The following is a 19,311-nucleotide window of genomic DNA, read 5'->3' on the forward strand; positions in this document are numbered from 1 at the left end:
TAACATGAAGTGAGGTTATTTCGCCTCATAAAGTTTTTGGTTTCCGCCTGGAACTCGGGTGTCTGATTCAATGGCCGAGACGTCAATTTCAATAAAAACTTCTTTATTAATCATGACATCACCCTCAACCTGAGGGCCCCAGTTCATTCCATAATCCATGCGATTGATTTTTCCGGTCATCGCAAAGCCCGCTCTGGTTTCGCCAGTTTTGGCCTTTTTTGTTCCGGTATAAACCAAGTCAAACACTTCTCGTTTTGTTTTGCCGTGAAGAGTGAGATCTCCCGTCAGTTTATACTTATGTGGGTCTGTCGCTTTTCCCACACGTTTGATGATGATATTTTCTAAGGTCATTGTCGGGTATTTTTCCACATCAAAAAAATCAGCACTTTTTAAATGCTCATCTCTTTTATCTACGGCAGTATTAAGACTCGCCGTACGCACTATGAATTTTGCATTCGTCATAAGATTTTTAGTGGGATCAAAATCAAAAGACCCTTCAAAATTGTTAAACTGGCCATGGATATTTGTCAGCATCATATGTTTTATTGTGAAGCCCACGCGCGAGTGTTCCTGGTCAACTCTATACTCAATAGCAAAGGCCCGGTGACTAAAAAAAAGAATGATCACTGCCAAAAGGGCAGCGAAAATTTTAAAGGCCGTGCTGGTTTTATTGATCCTGTACATTTTATCTCCTGTGTAATGTTAGTCTTTACTTGGACTGCTCGCGTGGAATAGTTTTCTTTTTCTCACTCCAGGTCTCACGAATTTTTGCTTTTGATTTGGGTAAACTTGTTTGTGAACCGGGTCCAGAGAGACTGGTTGATTGCGATGAATGGACTCTAAAATCGCCTGGATAATTTTGACATCGGCCGTGCCTTCAACCGGGCCAGGCTCTGGTATTTTGTTTTTTATAATACAGTCAGAAAAATAGAGAAGCTCGGCCGAGAACTGGTCGCGCTTTTTATATTTTTTTGTCTGCTTTTTCATTTCGCCACCGCGGGTTTGTAAAAAAGTTCTGAGCTCCATCGGCATGGCGTAGTCATAGGCATTTTCCAAACGGATACGACCTTTTTCTCCGATGATTTCATAGTCAGAAGAATCATAGGCACCAAAACTTACGGTGAAAGCGGCCAGTTTATCATTGGGAAAACGAAGGATGGCCGAAGTCGTCTCTTCGGTGTTGATAAAACGCGGGTCATCGCTAGTTGCTGAAAAACCTACGACTTCTATGGGTTCAGCCTGAAATAGATAGCGGGAAGCATTGATACAATAAATCCCGATATCATAGAGAGCACCACCACCAACCGAAGTTGGATTGAGACGGATATTTTTTTTATCTTTTACCTGATAACTAAAAGAGGAATTAAAAAACTTCAGGTCTCCAAGCGCTCCTTGTCTACACATCTTGACTGCTTCCAGGTTCGCTGCTTCAAAATGCAGACGGTAAGCAACCATCATTTTGATATTATGCTTTTTTGCCACTTGATCCATATAAAGACAGTCATTGAGTGTGACGGCCATGGGTTTCTCACACAGCACATTGATTTTGTATTGGGCCGCAAGTTCGACAATCTGGCGGTGGTGATCGTTAGGAGTGGCGATGTAGATGGCATCAATCTCTCCTTTCATAAAACACTCTTCAAGGTCTTCAAAGAGGTAAGTGCTGTGGACTTTGTACTTTTTAGCGAGGACTTTTAATTTTTGTTTGTCCTCTGAAATGAGAGTGGTGAGCACAGAGTTACTGGAAGCATTTTTAAAGGCGGGAAGCACGGCCGACTGGGCGATGTTTCCCAGACCTACAACTCCATAGCGGATCTTCTTCGTTTTCTTTTCCATGAAAACTCCTTCAGTTTTAAAGTTTTATATTAATCACATTCAGGTAAAGCATAGGTTTTTGAGAAGAGATGAGTTCCGTACTCTTCGCCTTCGGCCTCAATGACCGCAAGAGAATAAGTTGTGGGGTAAACTGCGGTCGATGACCCATAGGCGATACATTCACCGGATGTATATTCGTTAATCGGTGCAAACCGAATACAGCGCTCTTCTGTATGCTGTCTATTTAGGCTCACATACTCTTCTTTATACTGAGTACAATTATAGTTTTTGTATCCACTGAGGTTTTGGTTTTGATTGTCATTTTCTACTTGAGTGTAAGCGACGCAATTTTTTACAGGGTTAATACTTCTGATTTCGTTGCCCGAGACACAAGCATTAAACAATCCGTTTTTCCCAAAGCGCTCGGCAAATGCAGGTTGCACGATGAGAACGTCACGCTCTTTTCGAATTGTTTTCCAGTCGTCTTTACCGGTGATTGCGAATGCATTGATGGAAAATAACAAAAGGGCAAACATCGTGAATGCCTTTTTCATAAGAGACTCCATTGTTAGTGTTCCAATTCTTTCGAAGATTCAAAGATTGGAATAACTATGGTTATGAAAGCAAGTGAAATGCCAGAATTAACGTGCAGGAATCACGTTCAAAGACGTGCGTAAAAATAATGGAGTTAGGGAATTTTGCCTGTTTTAGGTGAGTATTTTAGAAGCCTAAAATATCAACGTAAGTCACACCTTTTGCTAGCGCTGAAGATGTTCTTGCACGCTGACCTTTGATTTGAATCTTGCCGTTGTTGAAAAGATCTTTAAGCGCTCCACGAGAGATATTTTTTAAAGACATGTTCTCATCTTGGTCGCGAAGAGCTTGAAGAAGAACGTTATCCATACGCGATTCACGGTACGCTAAACTTAGTGTTACACGGTGAGATTTTGCTGGTTGTGGAGGTACGATTGCTTCTGTCATAGTCTTTTCCTTCTGATTTTTGGGCACTTTGCCATAGGAATATGCACTTTGTCGACCCCTCTGGGCCATGATAGTATTATTTCCATGGAAAATACCCTAACTCTCACAAACTATTGGCTTCGCACCATCGTTATTGGCCTTGATTTATGCCCCTTTGCCCGCATTCCCTACGAGCGCGGACAAATCAGAGTGGTGGAATGCCAGGACTCGACGGAAGAGGAACAGATGGGGTTTTTCTTAGAAGAGCTTGAGTATTTAAACCAAACCGAGAGCTCTGAAGTCTCCACAACACTTATTGCTTACCCAAATGCCTCAAGTGACTTTAGAGTTTTTAATGATTTTGTGGGCGATCTTGAATACATGCTGGAAGAAGCAGAGCTTAGTGATGTCTTTCAATTAGTCGCTTTTCATCCAGAGTTTGTTTTTGAAGAAACAGACTTTGATCACGTCGGCAATTACGTCAATCGCGCGCCTGTTCCAGTCCTGCATATTTTAAGAAATGAAGACATCGCCCGCGCGCTTAAAAATCCTAAAGATGGTGAGATCATTTCTTTTAACAATGATCGAAAGCTTCATGAAATGGATAAGGCGAAATTAGACGAGCTTTTTTATTTCTTAAAAAAGTAGAAGAGTCATCTCGCTTGTCTGGCTTTTTAAATCCAGCTGCTTTTTCATTCCCAATTCTTCGTAAAGCTGAATTCTTTTTTCCAGTTGAACTCTGGCGCTAAAAAGGGGATTGATCTTCCAGGTCTCTTTAAACCACTTTCTCAGTTCAATCAGAATCGTTTTTTCAAGATCCGATGAATCTTCAATAATCCAGCAGTCAATGCGGGCGTGATGAGCTAAGAGCACTGAGCGCTCGGCCTCTGTGGTGTGATAGTACTCGGGAGTTTTTGAAAGGGGGTTTACATACACGCTTCCATAACAAACTTCTTTATCCAGAGAGTAGAGCATATACCCGTAAGCCGTGTGATCGATATTGTCCTGAACGTGTTGACTTAAGTCTTCGTGGTTTTGTTTTAAAGTGAAATCATCTTCCGGCCAGCTCGACTGACTCCAGTTGCGCAGGAGTTCCTTGTTGGCCATGACAGCTTCAAAGTCTGAGGCACTAAAAAACTGATTCGTTGGAAAGAGGCAGAAGCGCTCAGAGGTTAATGTTTGTGGTGGATTAAATGATTTTTTAAAAATGTCCATGTAAGTATATTACATGGACATTTCAAAATATTAAAGGCGTTTTGGAGGAAGAGGTTTTTCGTCTTTTGATTTGACCCAAAGACGAGTGTCGAATTCGTGATTGAACATTTCAGCGGCCTTCACATCTGTTTCCAGGTTCTGGATAGAGATCAGGTTTTCATCATTGTAATCATTTCCACCGGAGCTCCAGTTTTGTGATCCCACGATGATTTGCTCTGCGTGCATACTTCCATCAGCGCGCTTTCTTGTAAGCGTTCCTGCTTTATAGTGGTTTTTTCCAGTCCATGTGCTTACGCGGTAGCTGATTTTCCCTGGCGTTACATCACTTCCGACTTTTCCAATATAAGGGTTGGGCATATTCACGTTTAAGATCGCGTCTCTAATCCAAGACGTAAGACCGTGACCTAAGCGTCTGTCAAAAGCGATTCGTACGTTGGCCCCTTTGGCAGCAGCGTATTGCATAGCTCTTACGATTTCATAACCAGTTCCACCAAACATTGAGATTCTGATTTCATCTCCTTCTTTGGCCGAAAGAAGCATTGGCAGGATCACTCTGTGTTCAGCGTCGTCTGTTGGAGCAAAGTGAACGCGTACTTTTGTTCCGTCATTGAAAGTGAAGAGGCGTTTACTCACCGGGTATTTTGAACGGTGGAATCTTCCGGCGAGTGAAGGTTCATTTTCACCAGGGTTAGTCACAAGTTTACTTTTAACTGCCAGACCTTTGTCGAATTCAAACATTAAGTTGAATTGATCTAAGAAAGCTTCAGCGATTGAGTTATTTCTAATGTAAACAGACATATTGGCATTGGCCTCAAGGCCCATGCAGTTTTTAGAAATATTGGCCGTTCCTGTCCAGACTGATTTATCACCGTCGCTATTTTCCAGGACTGCAAACTTGTTGTGCATGATTTTTGGAAATGACCACTCCACACGGGCGCGGGCCTCTTCTTCGCTAGTGATTCCCGCATTCATTTCGCGCAAGAAGTGAGGAGTGCCGTCGTATTGGAAAGTCACACGCATGTTATCCGGAGTCTCTGGATTTTTTGATTGTCCAAAAATGTATTTGTCAGCGTATTCCGGGCGATTGACATAGCTAAAGACCCACGGGACTTGGCTTCTTTCGACACCCATAACATCGACAACGGCACGAACCTTTGTTTCAGACTTCGCGCGATCAAGGATTGATTGGTACACACCACTCATACTGCCTTCGATGTCATCGATTCCATACATCGCCAGAGATAAACTTTTATCAGCATCGGCCTTGATTTTTTCAGCGAAACGATCGGCCACTCCGGCGCGTGGGCTTTTGTCCCAGGCCTCAGTGAAATAAACATCCATATCCAGGGACTCACCGGCGTGAACAGGGGAGCTTAAGTCTGTTTTCTCGATACGGAAATCAGCAGTCGGTTTAAAAGTTGGAGTTTTTTCCAAGCATTCCCAATCAATCATACTTGGGCAATCAAGAAACTGAGTCGAGGCGATGAAAAGTCTTAGCACCGCTCGTAGGTTAGAAGGAGTTTTATCTTCCTCTTCACCACCTGTGTCGTTGTCATCAGAGCCTTGCTGTTGTGTTTGAGGCAAATCAAAAAGTTTATCTTTTGCTTTGTCTTTGTCCGCGATCTTTTTATTCGTTGATGGCGTCTCATCTCCTTCAACCACTTCGGCTTCGGCCTTTTTTAAATCTCTAGTTGTTAATCCTAAGAAAAGAAGATAGTCACGCAGCTTAGTTGCAGCCGCAGTTAACTCCTCATCAGACTTTCCTTTTGTGCGGTTTTTAAGCGCTTTTTTTATTTCGCTGAGAAGTTCTCCATCATCACTTGTTAATTTGGGAAGAACCTGCACGAGGGGAGGTGCATCGAGCGTTGAAGCTGTTTTTCTTAGCGGTGCATTTGCACACGCGGAAAGAAAAATCAGCATCGCCAGAAGAAGAGAGGTTTTAGGTCTTAGCATTTTTTCCATCAGAACTCCGTTTGATACTAACCATATCTAAACAAAATTTTAACGGATTCTTAAAGGCAGATGTAGCGGGCAGGATGGGCCAGTCTCAACAAGACCATGACCGACTAAAACGGTCTTCTTGATTTATTAGCGGGCAAACCAAACGTGGCTAATGAGATTGTCTGTGAAGCCATAGATGGCCACAACATGTGAGGGATTAGGCCCTGCACCGGTTACCCATTCTTCATCAAGGACGGAGTCATTTAAGACTACGCGGCTTCTTAATTCACAGTGAAGCGCTGGATTTTCTTCAAATCTCTTTCTGTACATCTCTTTAAAAGTCTCGATGTTGTCACAGGTTTTTTCGTTTTGAGCGAGCCTAAAAACCTGAACTTTAGGGTGGTAGAAAGTGACAAATTTCTCAATGTCGCGCTGGTTGTAGGCGTCTAGTTGCCCCTGGGCAAGTTCGATCATTCTTTCTTTAGTGATGCTCATGCTTATCTCTTAAAAATGTTCTAGTTGTTTAAAATAAAATTTTTTTTATTTCTGCTCAGTCACGACCCAGGTCTTATCCATCGTCACACCGGTGACATTCAGTACTTTTTTAGAGTTCCATCTCACCTGAACTGATTTGATAACCTTAGAATTTCCCAGACCAAAGTGCAGTGTAGGGTCGTTTTGCTGGCTTAGCGTTCCTGTGACACCTTCAAACTGTCTTAGGAAAACGCCTTTATCAGTTGTGATTCTCACTTGAGTTCCCACTGGGTTTTTTCCTGAAGCATTCCCCACTAGTCTGATTTTCACATAGTGGTTTTTAGGATTGGTATAAATATTCTGGAAGATTTGAAGTTTTTGATCGCTCTCTGGAGTTTCTCTTCCTGAAATAATTAAATCCATACGTCCGTCATTGTTAAAATCCGCCCAGATTCCACCATAGCTGTCGTAAACACGGATAGGCTCTTTGTCTCCAACATCTTTGAACTTAAAGTTCCCCAGGTTTTTAAAGAGGAGGGAGTAAGAGTAATTTAACTTATAGACTTGAGATACATAAGTATCAATGAGTCCATCATTATCAAAATCGGCGGCAGTAATTTGCGACCACAGTTCATCGCCTTTATAAACACTGTAATCACCAATTGGCTTCATCGGAATGCCAGATTGTTTTCTTACATCAGTGAACTTGTAGTCAGGGGCCCCTGAGTTCTTATAGATTTTGGAATCATCGCAAATATAACCGCGGTAATCGTATCCTCCGCTGTTGGTCGTTCCTACAAATTTATGAACCAGGTTTGCTGCCCATAAATCAAAGTTCCCATCATTGTTGAAATCGGCCCAGACTGAACCAATCGTGTGGCCGTATTGCGGTCCAAAAGATTTTTTAAGATGAGCATCGTAAAAAGTTTTTGAATCAAAATCACCCTGAACTTTATACTTGGGAGCAGATTCAACATACGTGTTTCCTGATTTCTTAAACAGGAAGTTTTGTTTTAAGCGGTAATTAGAAAAATACACTTCATTGACTGAGTCGTTGTCGAAATCCGCCCATTGCATCCCGCGCACGTAGGCCGGGTACTTATCCAGGTTAAAACGAGAAGGGTCTTCTTTAAATGTTTTACCTGCGATGTTTAAATAGAATTTAGCAGGAAGAAAAGAGAAGGTGTTATTTTCGTGATTTTCCGACTGACCAACCAGAAGATCGGCAAAGCCGTCGCCGTTAACGTCGGCAAAAGAAAGAGTGTAGGCCTTCTCCGGAAGTCTCAGTCCATATTGCTGACTCATATTCACGAAGACTTTATTTTTCTGAATGAAAACCATTCCTTTTGTCGTGATGATGTCGAGCTGGCCATCATTGTTGATATCAATGAAAACTGGATAGCCTGAGAGTTTATCCAGACCGGACTTGACGGTCACATCTTCAAAAGCAATATCTCTTCCAGAAATATTTCTAAAGAGATGGTCTTTGGCGATAATATCGACACGTCCGTCATTGTCGTAGTCTCCGGCAATGATAGAAGAGGAGGCCATATCACTTGGGATACCTGACTCATCGGTGACGTCTTCAAAATAAAGTCCGCGCTTATTGTCTGAAGAAATCTCGCGCTTTGTTTTTACATGTTGTTTTGGTGAACAAGCGGCAAGAACTAACATAAGAATTAAGTATTTTTTCATAAAAAACCTTATAGTAAATCTTTGATGTCATAATGGGTTTTATCAATGGCCTTTGGGTCTTTGAGGACTTCCAGAAGCGCCATCGCTACCTTATCGGTAGAAAGGAGCAAATTCTTTTCTTTTAATTGCTTAAAATCATCCAGTCGGCTGAAGGCTTTAGACTTCTGTTTTCTTATAGTTGCCTGCATATTGGTGTCCATAACCCCGGGACTAAAGTCTAAAAAACGCAAATTGTTTGTTTTTTTATAATCGTCGGCCAGGCAATCAGTGAACATGCGAAGCCCTGCTTTTCCCGAACAATAAAGGGACCAGGCCGGAATTGTTCTCACGGCAGCTCCGGAGCTGATATTAGTATAAGTCTGAAAACATTTTTTCTTTTTAAAAGTCTTAAGCACTAGCGACGTTAAATACATCGGGGCCACAACATTAATTTGCATATGGGTATCAATTTGTTCCAAAGAAAAATGCTCTGCACTTTCAATCGGGCCGATAATTGCAGCGTTGTTGATTAAATGAATGGCCTTCACTTTTTTCATATCGATTTTTTTTAGAGCTGTGAGAAATTTTTTATCGAGGTCTTTTATTTTTGTGAGATCGTGTTTGATGTTGATAAAGCTTGGGGCCTTAAAAACACTTTCACGAGAAAGAGAAATCACAAAATGTCCTGCTTTTAGGGCCTCTTCGGCCAGTGAAAAACCCAGGCCACGGGTTGTTCCGGTAATGATAAATAACTGCATATTTTCTTCCTTATTTTAAACTTTTTTAGTGTAACAAGGAATGAGCACAACCAAAAGATTGAAATCGTGTGTAGACACAAAGTGTTGGAGATTTTTTAGCGCTTGCCCATGGGGAAGTTTGTTGGAATAATTTCGCCATGAAATTTTTAATTATTTTGTGCGCTTTATTTATTGGTTGCTCCACTACTTTTGCAGGGGCACCTCATTACGATAGTTATCCACCAACTCCGGCCACTCCATACACCGAAGAGATTCTGGATTTTTATTCGGTCAAAGATGCTTACGGAGAGTTCTCAAACTTCGCTTTATTTCCCATTGTTGTTGATGGTGTGGACTGGCCGACAAGCGAGCACTATTACCAGGCCCACAAATACACTGATCCTGAATTAATGGAAAAAGTCAGGAGAGCAAAAACGCCGATGGAAGCCGCTCTAATGGGCCGCGATCCAAAAATCCCAAAGAGAGAAGACTGGGACACTTATAAAGATATCGCTATGGAAGTAGCGGTGAGAGCAAAACTTTATCAGTACGAAAGTTTAAGAACTCTTTTAAAGTCGACAGGCACAACATTCATGTATGAACATACAAAAAATGATTGTTACTGGGGTGACTGTGGCGACCGCACAGGAAAAAATAAGCTTGGGCTTCTTCTTATGAAGCTTCGAGAAGAGATTTAATTTAAATTTAATCTATGGATAGCAAAAAACAACCAATTAGAGTTTTTTTAGATTCGAATATTTATTTTCAGAATAGGTACTTAGAAAATCCAAACGGAACTTGGTTATTGAATTTGAATTCAATTGATAAGGTGGAAATAGTTTTGCCACTTGTTGTTGAATCAGAAGTAAGAAGTCACTTAGAAGATCAAAGAAACGTTCATGTTAAAACAGTAAATGATTTTGAACAATTTCTATATAAAAATGGACTCGGAAAGGAATCTCTCTTTCAAGAATTGTCTGGAATTAAATCTAATATTACTTCTAATTTCGATAAAAAAATAAAAGAGTTCTTTGATAATAAAATTTTTGTTAAAGAAAATAATTTTAAAGAACATGTTGAATCTGTTTTTAATGAATATTTCTTAGGGCAAGGGAGTTTTTCAGAGAAAAAGAAAAGAGATGATATACCAGATGCTTTTATTTATCATTTTCTAAAAAACAAAAATGAGGCAGTGTGCGTCACTAGTGATAATAAGCTTAGAGAGAAATTGAACAATCTGCCGAATTTGAAAATATATTCAAATTTAGAATCTTTCTTAGAATCAGACGAGATAAAATCATATATAGACAATTTTGAAAATGAGAAGACAAGTTTGAATCGAAAAAAAGAATTAGTAGATTCTTTTTACTCCAAATATTTTAAATCTGAAAAAGCACAAAATGATTATAAGGAAAGTATTACAAAACGGCTCAATTATCAGTTTTTGGCTAATAAAAATAAGGATTTTCCTTTTGATTATGTTCAAGTATGGAACTTAAAAAAAGTTGAGTTTCCCAGCTTCGAAAATTATAATTTTAGCTATCTTCCAGATGACACACTCGCGATAAGCTTTAAAATTAAAATTGATTGTACTCTTGCTAGAAACGAGATCTTTTTTGGAAAAAAAGACCCCTCATTAATGACTGTTGAAGCTTATCCTCGAATGTACGAATTTAATGATTTAGAAGTTGCTTACACACTTCAATATACCGACAAAGGTACCGGCTTTCCAAAACAAAAACTTTCAGATTATGTAGTTCCTCCCTCAAAGACGGCTCAGGACTTCATGGAATTTACAAATTTTTATCTTGCAAATGAAGGCTTGCAACTAATTTTTTCAACAGTCGAAATTCAATAATTCCTACTCGTATCTCAAAGCTTCAATTGGATGCAATTTAGAAGCTTTGTGAGCTGGATAAATCCCAAAAACAATCCCAATCATTACCGAGAAGCCAAAAGCAAGTAGGATTGAATCCCACGACACTGAAGCATTCCAGCCAATAATGGCCGAGAAGGTAAATGTGATAGTCCATCCCAAGACAATCCCCATAAATCCGCCGAGGAAACTCACCAGAACAGACTCAGTTAAAAACTGCATAAGGATGTCTGAGCGCATGGCCCCGACAGCTTTTCTTAGCCCGATTTCTTTTGTTCTTTCTGTGACTGAGACGAGCATGATGTTCATGATCCCGATACCTCCAACCACTAAAGAAATGGCAGCAATTGTTGCTAGAAGTGTAGAGATCGTTTTGCTACTTTGGCTGATGGCATTTTGTAGTTCGGCCATATTAAAAATCTGAAAAGCATCATCTGAAGACGACAGAGGAACGCGGTAGCGCTTAATCATAGCGGCCTTAACACTTTCTTCCACATCATCAATATCGTTTTTGTTTCGCACTTGAATGTCGATGGAGTCGACATAGTTTTTTCCAAACAAACGGTACATTCCCGTTTGCACTGGGATTAAGATTCTATCGTCCTGGTCCTGAGGGCCTGAAGCTCCTTTTTCAGGAAGAAGACCGATAACCGAAAAGTTAATGCGGTTAATTTTAATCATGGACCCGATGGGATTTTTATCACCAAAGAGTTCTCGGGCCACCGTGCGACCAATAACGGCCACAAGTGCTCTTTGTTGTCCTTCGTCGTTAGAGAAAAATCTTCCGTAGTCTGGAGTAGAAGTTCTCATTTTGGCATAACTTGGTGAGACTCCGGCAACTGATGTGTTCCAGTTCTTATTTAAGTAGGTGACTTGTCCGCGTCCTGAAACGTTGGGAGAAACATCGGCAATGGCCGGGATTTCATTTTTTAAAGCGAAAGCATCATCCATGGTGATGCGGATTCTGGTTCCAGACTCCTGCATAACTCCACCGACACGAATGTTTCCGGCGCGAAGAACCAAGAGGTTTGAACCCATAGAAGAAAGTTGGTCTTCAATAGATTTCTGTGCTCCAGATCCTAAAGCGAGCATCGCCACAACCGCGGCAACTCCGATTAAAATACCAAGCATTGAAAGAATAGAGCGGACTTTGTTGGCGGTAAGAGTTCTGTAGCCCTGGTGAAAGTGCTCAAGGATTTCTTTCCATGAGAATTGGTTGCCGTAAGTTTTAGCAGGTAATTGATCTTTTGGTGGTTGATAAGGTCTAAAGCGTTCATCAGACTGAATCACACCATCACGCATGCGGATAAGCCTGTTGGCCTCTCGTCCGATTTCATCTTCGTGGGTCACGATAATGACGGTGATCCCTTGGTTATTGAGTTCTCGCAAAATCGCCAGAATTTCTTTTTCGCTTTTTGAGTCTAGGTTCCCTGTAGGTTCGTCAGCAAAAATAATTCGAGGCTCATTGATCAGTGAACGGGCGATGGCAATTCTTTGTTGCTGCCCACCTGAGACTTCATTCGTTTTATGGTGAAGGCGATCGGCAAGACCGACTTTACCTAAAAGGTTTTGGGATTTATTGAAATCAAATTTTCCTTCAGAGTAAATAAGAGGAAGGGCCACATTTTGCCAGGCCTCAAGCCTTGGCAAGAGATTAAATTGCTGAAAAATAAAACCAATTTCACCGCGTCTAATAACCGCGAGCTCATCTTCACTCAACGTCGCAACTTCCTTATCTCCTAGAAGATAAGAGCCGCTCGAAGGAATATCCAGAAGACCCAGGATATTCATCAGTGTCGACTTACCAGAACCTGAAGGCCCCATGATCGCTACGAAATCGCCGCGTTCAATTTTTAAGTCAATGCCCTTTAAGACATCAACTTTGGTGTCGCCCATTTGAAAGGATTTGGTAATATTTTTTATTTCAATCATACTATCTTGGTCCACCGCTGCTGCGTTTTCCACCTTTTGGGAATTTAGGACTAAATGGGTTGCTTGAACTTTGAGCGCCGTCGCCAATAGAGTAGTCCTGAATCAGGATCACATCATTTTCAGCAAGACCTTCTAAGACTTCAGTTCTCTTCCCATCTGTCAGTCCCGTAGAGATGACAGTCTCTGTCGGCGGAGCTTTTTCATTTTTCTTCATGACCAATGTTTTTCCGTCTACAACTTTCATTGCCTCACTTGGAATAAGAAGAGAGCCTTTTTTTTCTTTTACTGAAAATGTCACGTTTGCTGTCATCCCACTTCGCATAAAGTCCGGTGTCTCTTCAGGGCGAACATCAATGGTATAAGTTGTTACGTTGTTCGTTGTTGTGGCATCAAAGGCCAGCTGGTCAACACGGGCCTTAATCGGAGACTTTGGATAAGCATCTAAAACGATCACTGCATTGCTGTTTAATTTAATTTGCGCGATATCTGTTTCATCCACGTTCGCCTTCACTGTCAGGTGATCAGACATTGTAAAGATCGCATCCGTATTAGTGAAAGTCTGTCCCGGTTCAACACTTTTTAAAATGATTGTTCCGGCAATAGGGGCAAGAACCGGAGTCGGGAGGTAGAGTTCCGACCACTTTTTAAATTCTTCTTCACCTTTTGAACGGGCAGCATCCAGCATGGCCGCTCTTTCAGTCGAACTCATCCAGGCGATGATTTGCCCTTTTCTGACTTTCGATCCTTCTTTAATAAGAACTTCATCAATTCTTCCGGCCACTGGAGCTTTAATTTCCAGACGGTTTTTAGGTTGAACAGTTCCAGTCGCCAAAATCGTAATAGCGATATCACCTTTTTGCACACTGTATTCGCTATAAGTGATCGCCGGCTTTTGATTTTTCTTATATGAGTAAAAACCAATCCCGCCTAAAACGATAATGACTGCGCCAATAATAAGAGATTTTTTCACGGAATCACTCCAGTGCCTTGAGCTTGTTCCCAAGCTGCGGATGCTTGCAGGCGGTTTCTAATTTGTAGTGTGTAGTCTTTTTGTTTTGTGATGAGATCATTTTCGATAAGATCCCAGTCGTCGAAGTTAGAGAGACCATTGTTGTATTTACTGCGGGAAATATCTGCTCTGACTTTTGCTGCTTCTAAAAAAGCGGAGCTGACTTTTACTGTTTGGTTGGCCTCTTTAAAAGAAGTATAACTTTGAGAGAGCACTCTTCTTAATTCCATATTTTGGTTTTCAAGTCTTTTTTCAGCGGCCTTGACCTGATAGCTGGCACTATAAGTAGAGTAGAAATCTTTTCCACCATCAAAAAGCGACCACGACAGAGTCGCACCCGCGGCCCATCTTCTATTGTCATCTGGAAAAAAACTATCACCTGTTTTGCCGACTGAAGCGCTGACGTTTAAGTCAGGATAAAAACCCGCTTTGCTGGAATCAAGAGTGGCACTTGCCGAAGCGAGAGTGGCCTTGAATTTTTTAGCAGTAGGAGTTGATTCAATCAGTGCATCGTAATCAGGAACTCCAGGGTCATCAATCGCCGGAGTGGTGGTGATTTCGACAGGTTCATTTTCCGGGAGATTTAAAACTCTTCGTAAATAGATTAAGCTGGTCGCCATGGCATTTTCAGCTTTAAAGAGATCGAGCTTTGCCTGCTCAAGATAGGCCTTGGATAAAAGCACCGATCCTTTATTTTCTCTGCCGTTTTCAAAACGCAACTCAACCATTCTTAAGTTATCTTCCCGGCGCTTTTTAATATCGCGTGAAAGATTCAATGAATCTTTAGCATAAAAGTAATTGGCCACAGCATTTTTTAAATCGTAGCTGATTTGTGATTTTGTTTCCTGAAGATTGGCCTCTTCTGTTTGGATTTTACTGTCGGCAATTTTTAGACTGGCAGAATCCTGGAATCCATTAAAAAGATTTTGAGTCAAATTCAACGAGCCGCTGTATGCATCTGTAGTGCTCGAAGCACCAGATTTGGTTTCACTGTTGGCCTTCTCGTAAGAAAGACTTGCTGAAACTTTCGGGAAAAAAGCAGAGCGTGTGCTTTTTTTATCAGCTTGTGAAGCCTTTAGGGCCTCATAAGATGCTTGTACTTCCAGGTTGCTCTTAACTGCAAGAGCAATTGAGTCTTCAAAAGTTAATTTTTGTTCAGCAAAAAGAGCAGAAGAAAAGGAGAGAGTGAGAACTAAGAGATGAGATTTTCTAACCATAAGCTTTTCCACAATGTTTCCATAATTGGTCGCTATACTACAACTAAGTAGTATAGCGAATTGTAGAAAAATTGCAAATGAACTTTAGGTCTAGTGCGAGTCGACAACACCAGTTGGCTTAACTCTTAACTTTAAGAAGTACCAAGGAATGTACGACAACGAGAAGACAATTAAGATGATCCACATCAACTGATTAAAACTCATCATAAAGACCTGTCCGTCAAGACGGTGTTTTATTGACGAGAGCGCCGCTTTGTCTTCTTTAATCATTCCAACACCACTCGACATTTTTTTCGTCATGCTCGATGTGCCTTGATAATAGACCTGTTGAGTTGTCGGATTTAAAAGTGAAACTTTTGAAGCTAGGTCGACGTAGTTCTGGTGGCTTCTCATCGTTAGAAGTGTCCCTACCATGGCGATCCCGATACTTCCTCCGATCTGTCTTGAAAGATTCAGCAGCCCTGAAACTTGTCCCATCGCATGTCCCTTAAACTGACTTAAGATACCAGAGTTGATTGGAACAAACAGGAAAGCAAGAGCAAACCCACGCACATAAAGAGCGTGTAGAATATCTTCTTTCGATGAAAGAGGAGATAGGTGAGTCAGAAGCAGCATACAGACAACAAGTCCTGTAAGACCTACGAAAATAAGTTTTTTAACACTCACTCCACCAACCATCATGCGCCCAATGAGCGGCATGAGGGCCATGGTCACCAGCGAGCCTGGAATAAAGAGCTCACCGGTTTGAGTGGCCGTGTATCTAAAGACGTTGCTGACAAAAACGGGAAGAACGAAAAGAACTCCATAGAGATAAAACCCCAGAAGCCCCATTAGCATTGTTCCGTTGACAACAATTTGCTCTTTTAATAAGCGCACGTTGATGATCGGATTTTTAACTCTTAATTCCCACCATACGAAAGTAGGAAGAGAGATAAGAGAAGTGATCACACATGTTGTAATGAGTTTAGAAGAAAACCAGTCATCAGCTTCACCGCGCTCAAGAGCGTATTGAAGACATCCGATACCAGCTACTAGCAGAATTAACCCCAGAGCATCGAAGCCTGATTCTTTTTTATGTCCTTCTTCATGTTTCACATCATAAATACAAGCGGCACCTACCATCAATGCTAAAAGTCCTAGTGGCAGGTTGATGTTGAAGATTGATCTCCATCCAAGTGTATCTGTTAAGTATCCACCAAGCACCGGACCTAGTGCAGGACCAACCATTACGCTCATCCCGAAAATAGCACCGGCGATACCGGCCTTTTCTTTTGGGAACTGTTCATAGATAAGCGTCTGCGAAGTCGGAAGAAGTGCTCCTCCGGCAAGACCTTGAAGGATTCTAAAGATAATCAGGAACTCAAGGTTAGGTGCAAGTCCACACGCTACTGACGTGATGGTGAATAGGGCAATACAGCCCAGGTAATAGTTTCTTCGCCCGAATCTTTCTCCCAGCCATGCTGAAAGAGGAAGAACGACGGCGTTAGCGATAGCATAACCAGTAATAACCATACTGATATCTTCCAGCGTGGCACCCAGGTTACCCATCATCGTAGGTAAAGCGACGTTTACAATTGAGGTATCAATGATCTCCAGAAGAGATGCAAGGACGGCAACAAATATGATAAGCGGAGCTTTAGAATTTTCTGTCGTCTCCATATATATCTACCTAGTGTTTGTGTACTTTAATAAATGCTGAAAGTCCTGTTCTTAACTTCTCAATATCTTCTGGTGTTACTTTTTCAATCTTAATTTTTACCGGAATTCTCTGAACAACTTTTGTGAAGTTACCAGTAGCATTGTCTGGTGGAAGAAGAGTGAATGTGGCCCCTGTTGCACTTGAAATACTTTCAACTTTTCCTTCAAATGTTTTTCCTGAGATTGCGTCGACATCGATTTCAACTTTTGCGTCTAAACGAATCCCTTCAACTTCAGTTTCTTTGAAGTTAGCGATGATCCATCTTTCTCCTGAATCAACAAATCCTAAAAGAGGAACACCTGGAGCTGCCAGCTGTCCAACTTCGACTGATTTTTTAGCGATGAATCCATCTGTTGGAGCGACGATTTTAGTGTTTGAAAGATTTAGTTCAGCTTGAGAAACTTGAGACGCGATAGCATCGTACTTAGCTTTAACATCATTATATTGAGCAGAAGCTGTATCGAATTGTTGTTGAGAAACAGCACCTTTAGAAAGCAGGTCTACTAAGCGGCGGTAGTTTCTTTCAGCGTCTCTTCTTCTGGCCTCAACTGAAGAGAGTTCACCTTTAGCTTGTTTAAGGTTGTTTTCGTAATCGCGAGGGTCGATGTTGATAAGGACATCGCCTTTAGCTACTTTTTGTCCTTCAACGACGTTTACCGATGTAATGTAACCAGAAACTTTTGGCGCCAGCATTACACTGTGGCCGAAGATCTGAGCGTTGTCAGTTGTTACGTAAGCGAAGTGTTCATAAGTCAGGTAGCTGACAACAATTAATACGACAGCTCCTACGATCGATAATATTTTTTTCTTTTTTGCGTCCATTGGTCACGTCCTTCTTTTAATTAAAATGTATGAATTTTTTGTCCGATTGCTGTTTGTAAATTGATTAGTGCTTCAATGTATCCCAACTGGGCATTAACAGCACCAGCTTGTGATTTGTATAAATCCGCTTCTGCATCAAGAAGATCTGTGTTGGTTCTTGCACCAACTCTTTGTCCTTCACGGGCAAGGCGCACACTTTCTTTTGATTTCGCGATATCATTGGTTCTCGCCTTATATAAAGAAGCGTAGTAGTTGTACTTTCTCTTCCACACTTCCAGGTCTTTTTGTGCTTTTAGCTCTGTGATACGGTAAGTTTTTTCGGCCTGAACAAATTGTTCTGTCGTTTGTTTAGAACGGGCAAATGAAACACCGGCATCAAACAGGTTCCAAGAAAGTTGTAACCCAACCTGGTAAGCAGAACGGTATTTATCTGTATCAGTCAGAGAGTCATTCAGGTTGTTGTAGTATTGGTACTGCCCGAAAGCCGCGATACGTGGAACCCAGAAGCTGTCTTGTGCTTTATCAGCATAAGAAAGAGCGTTGACTCTTTCTTTTAGTGCTTGAATATCGTTTCTGTTGTGGATGTCAGCTGCCGTGATATTTTTCATCAGGTTTTCATCCAGAACCGGAAGCTCTCCAGAAACATCAACTGTCCCTGAATCTTTCCCTAAGATCTCAAGCAGGTTGTGTTCACTGATAGCGATGTTGTCATCAGCATTTAAAAGATCAGACTCAGCATTTGAAACCTGAACTTCTACACGAAGAACATCATAGTTTGTGGCCATACCACTTTGTTTAAAGAGCTTCACATCTTTTAAGTGATCCTGAAGAGCTTTTAAGTTTTGAGCGGCCACATCTTTAAGAATTTTGTTTGCTAGCGCTCTATAATAAGAAAGCGTGACATCCATTTCTGTTTTAAAGTTATTCCATTTTTCTTCATTGGCTGCAGCATTGTAGCTTTCGCTTGCGGCCTGGTAGCGGTTTACACTCGAGAAGCCTTCAAACAGGGGATAAGTCCCAGTTAAAGTCAGTTGTGAATTAGGAACGATTTGCGGAACGATTGTATCCGTTGTCGCATTACCTAATCTCACGTTTGTCAGTGCGTACTTTTTATCAAAAAGGTAGTTGGCATTTGCCGAAACCGTAGGAAGAAACCCAGAGTAGTTTTCAACTTTTTTCCATTTTGCTTCTAGAGTTGCACTTTTTGCTTTTTCCACAGAAGGAGAAGTGTTAAGGGCTTCGTTAATAGCTTCTTGTAATGTTAGAGCGTGGGCAGTGCCTGTAAGAAGCATCGCTGCGCCGTAAGTAAGGGCATGTAATCTTATATTTTTTTGCATAAAAACCTCGTCTAAGATGGTTTTACTCCTAAATCGTTTGCGAAGCAAACTATTTGTGGTAGAATCTATTCATGGGAAAAAAAGTAACAAAAACAAAAAAAGTTGAGAACAAACTCTTTACCGCTCAAAGTTTTGAAACCACTGTTCATCCAGGGCTCAAGACCTTCTTTGGTTACAGCCTCTATAAGTCTGCTGTGCTTTATAAGGCCTTGATGGAAAAGAGAAACCACCTTTTTTACAATTTAGGGACACCTGAATGTGCCGTTCTTTATGTCCTAAGTACCGGCGTAGTAACCAATCAACTTACACTAGGCCAGGACCTGGGCATTGATAAGGCGACGATTGTTAAAATCATCGATAAACTAGAAAAGTTGACTTTTGTGAAGCGCGAAGTAGACCCCAATGACCGCAGGTCTAAGTTTGTTTCCTTGACCCCAAAAGGAAGGAGCATCTTGGATAAGGTGAGAAAGGTGAGGACAGAGCTTGAAGATGAAGTCCTTTCACATTTTCCTAAAGAAGATGAAAAAGAACTAAGAAGGCTTGTGCCAATGCTTCTTGAAGTCGTGGCCAACTTAAAATAATTCCTGCGCTTTTTTAGTTTAA

General features: G+C 41.3%; 19 protein-coding genes. 4 read left to right on the plus strand and 15 right to left on the minus strand.

The genetic code is table 11. From position 1 onward, the window contains the following. Positions 1-15: 15 nt before the first annotated feature. The 4 genes from AC6JA8_RS06725 to AC6JA8_RS06740 form a co-directional block, all read right to left on the minus strand. Entirely contained in the window at positions 16-684 is a 669-nt protein-coding gene (locus AC6JA8_RS06725; RefSeq protein WP_497976368.1) for a YceI family protein, read from the minus strand. 18 nt (positions 685-702) lie between these two features. Further along, positions 703-1,836 (minus strand): Gfo/Idh/MocA family protein, encoded by a 1,134-nt coding sequence (locus tag AC6JA8_RS06730; RefSeq protein WP_497976369.1) that lies wholly within the window; start codon positions 1,834-1,836, stop codon positions 703-705. A gap of 29 nt (positions 1,837-1,865) precedes the next feature. Further along, positions 1,866-2,369, minus strand: coding sequence for a hypothetical protein (locus AC6JA8_RS06735; protein ID WP_497976370.1), 504 nt, complete (start codon positions 2,367-2,369; stop codon positions 1,866-1,868). Between the two features lie 166 nt (positions 2,370-2,535). Then, positions 2,536-2,796 carry a hypothetical protein gene (locus AC6JA8_RS06740; RefSeq protein WP_497976371.1) on the minus strand — a complete coding sequence of 87 codons (261 nt, stop codon included), beginning with the start codon at positions 2,794-2,796 and terminating at the stop codon, positions 2,536-2,538. A gap of 84 nt (positions 2,797-2,880) precedes the next feature. On the opposite strand from AC6JA8_RS06740, the gene AC6JA8_RS06745 reads away from it, so the two are divergent. Next, complete coding sequence (locus tag AC6JA8_RS06745; RefSeq protein ID WP_497976372.1) at positions 2,881-3,423, plus strand: DUF1415 domain-containing protein; 543 nt, start codon at positions 2,881-2,883, stop codon at positions 3,421-3,423. Here AC6JA8_RS06745 and AC6JA8_RS06750 read toward each other — a convergent pair. From AC6JA8_RS06750 to AC6JA8_RS06770, 5 genes are all read right to left on the minus strand, one after another. Beyond that, the gene (locus tag AC6JA8_RS06750) at positions 3,412-3,990 is read right to left on the minus strand and encodes a hypothetical protein (RefSeq protein WP_497976373.1); all 579 of its coding nucleotides are present in this window, start codon (positions 3,988-3,990) and stop codon (positions 3,412-3,414) included. The two genes, AC6JA8_RS06745 and AC6JA8_RS06750, sit on opposite strands and share 12 nt — an antisense overlap. A 30-nt stretch (positions 3,991-4,020) precedes the next feature. Next, positions 4,021-5,952: a phospholipase D-like domain-containing protein gene (locus AC6JA8_RS06755; RefSeq protein WP_497976374.1), complete on the minus strand. Its 1,932-nt coding sequence runs from the start codon at positions 5,950-5,952 to the stop codon at positions 4,021-4,023. Positions 5,953-6,078: 126 nt separating this feature from the next. Continuing rightward, positions 6,079-6,426, minus strand: a complete 348-nt coding sequence (locus AC6JA8_RS06760; protein ID WP_497976375.1) for a nuclear transport factor 2 family protein — start codon at positions 6,424-6,426, stop codon at positions 6,079-6,081. Positions 6,427-6,471: 45 nt separating this feature from the next. After that, positions 6,472-8,100: a CRTAC1 family protein gene (locus tag AC6JA8_RS06765; protein ID WP_497976376.1), complete on the minus strand. Its 1,629-nt coding sequence runs from the start codon at positions 8,098-8,100 to the stop codon at positions 6,472-6,474. Between the two features lie 8 nt (positions 8,101-8,108). Next, positions 8,109-8,837: an SDR family NAD(P)-dependent oxidoreductase gene (locus tag AC6JA8_RS06770; RefSeq protein WP_497976377.1), complete on the minus strand. Its 729-nt coding sequence runs from the start codon at positions 8,835-8,837 to the stop codon at positions 8,109-8,111. A 137-nt stretch (positions 8,838-8,974) separates the two neighbouring features. Between AC6JA8_RS06770 and ybiA the strand changes: the two genes are divergently transcribed. Both ybiA and AC6JA8_RS06780 read left to right on the plus strand, forming a co-directional pair. Then, positions 8,975-9,514 (plus strand): riboflavin biosynthesis intermediates N-glycosidase, encoded by a 540-nt coding sequence (gene ybiA / locus AC6JA8_RS06775; protein ID WP_497976378.1) that lies wholly within the window; start codon positions 8,975-8,977, stop codon positions 9,512-9,514. Positions 9,515-9,528: 14 nt separating this feature from the next. Then, positions 9,529-10,674, plus strand: coding sequence for a hypothetical protein (locus tag AC6JA8_RS06780; protein WP_497976379.1), 1,146 nt, complete (start codon positions 9,529-9,531; stop codon positions 10,672-10,674). Between the two features lie 3 nt (positions 10,675-10,677). Here AC6JA8_RS06780 and AC6JA8_RS06785 read toward each other — a convergent pair whose 3' ends face one another. From AC6JA8_RS06785 to AC6JA8_RS06810, 6 genes are all read right to left on the minus strand, one after another. Beyond that, positions 10,678-12,624 (minus strand): ABC transporter permease, encoded by a 1,947-nt coding sequence (locus AC6JA8_RS06785; protein ID WP_497976380.1) that lies wholly within the window; start codon positions 12,622-12,624, stop codon positions 10,678-10,680. Position 12,625: 1 nt separating this feature from the next. Further along, positions 12,626-13,594: an efflux RND transporter periplasmic adaptor subunit gene (locus tag AC6JA8_RS06790; RefSeq protein ID WP_497976381.1), complete on the minus strand. Its 969-nt coding sequence runs from the start codon at positions 13,592-13,594 to the stop codon at positions 12,626-12,628. Then, positions 13,591-14,850 carry a TolC family protein gene (locus tag AC6JA8_RS06795; protein WP_497976382.1) on the minus strand — a complete coding sequence of 420 codons (1,260 nt, stop codon included), beginning with the start codon at positions 14,848-14,850 and terminating at the stop codon, positions 13,591-13,593. Before AC6JA8_RS06795 ends, AC6JA8_RS06790 begins: the two co-directional genes overlap by 4 nt. A 90-nt stretch (positions 14,851-14,940) precedes the next feature. Continuing rightward, positions 14,941-16,509: a DHA2 family efflux MFS transporter permease subunit gene (locus AC6JA8_RS06800; RefSeq protein WP_497976383.1), complete on the minus strand. Its 1,569-nt coding sequence runs from the start codon at positions 16,507-16,509 to the stop codon at positions 14,941-14,943. A gap of 10 nt (positions 16,510-16,519) precedes the next feature. Further along, positions 16,520-17,371, minus strand: a complete 852-nt coding sequence (locus AC6JA8_RS06805; protein ID WP_497976384.1) for an HlyD family secretion protein — start codon at positions 17,369-17,371, stop codon at positions 16,520-16,522. A gap of 20 nt (positions 17,372-17,391) precedes the next feature. After that, a complete protein-coding gene (locus AC6JA8_RS06810; RefSeq protein ID WP_497976385.1) occupies positions 17,392-18,708 on the minus strand; it encodes a TolC family protein in 1,317 nt (438 codons plus the stop codon). Between the two features lie 71 nt (positions 18,709-18,779). On the opposite strand from AC6JA8_RS06810, the gene AC6JA8_RS06815 reads away from it, so the two are divergent. Continuing rightward, positions 18,780-19,289 (plus strand): MarR family winged helix-turn-helix transcriptional regulator, encoded by a 510-nt coding sequence (locus tag AC6JA8_RS06815; protein WP_497976386.1) that lies wholly within the window; start codon positions 18,780-18,782, stop codon positions 19,287-19,289. Positions 19,290-19,311: the final 22 nt, after the last annotated feature.

The sequence above is a fragment of the Bacteriovorax sp. HI3 genome (assembly GCF_059738875.1).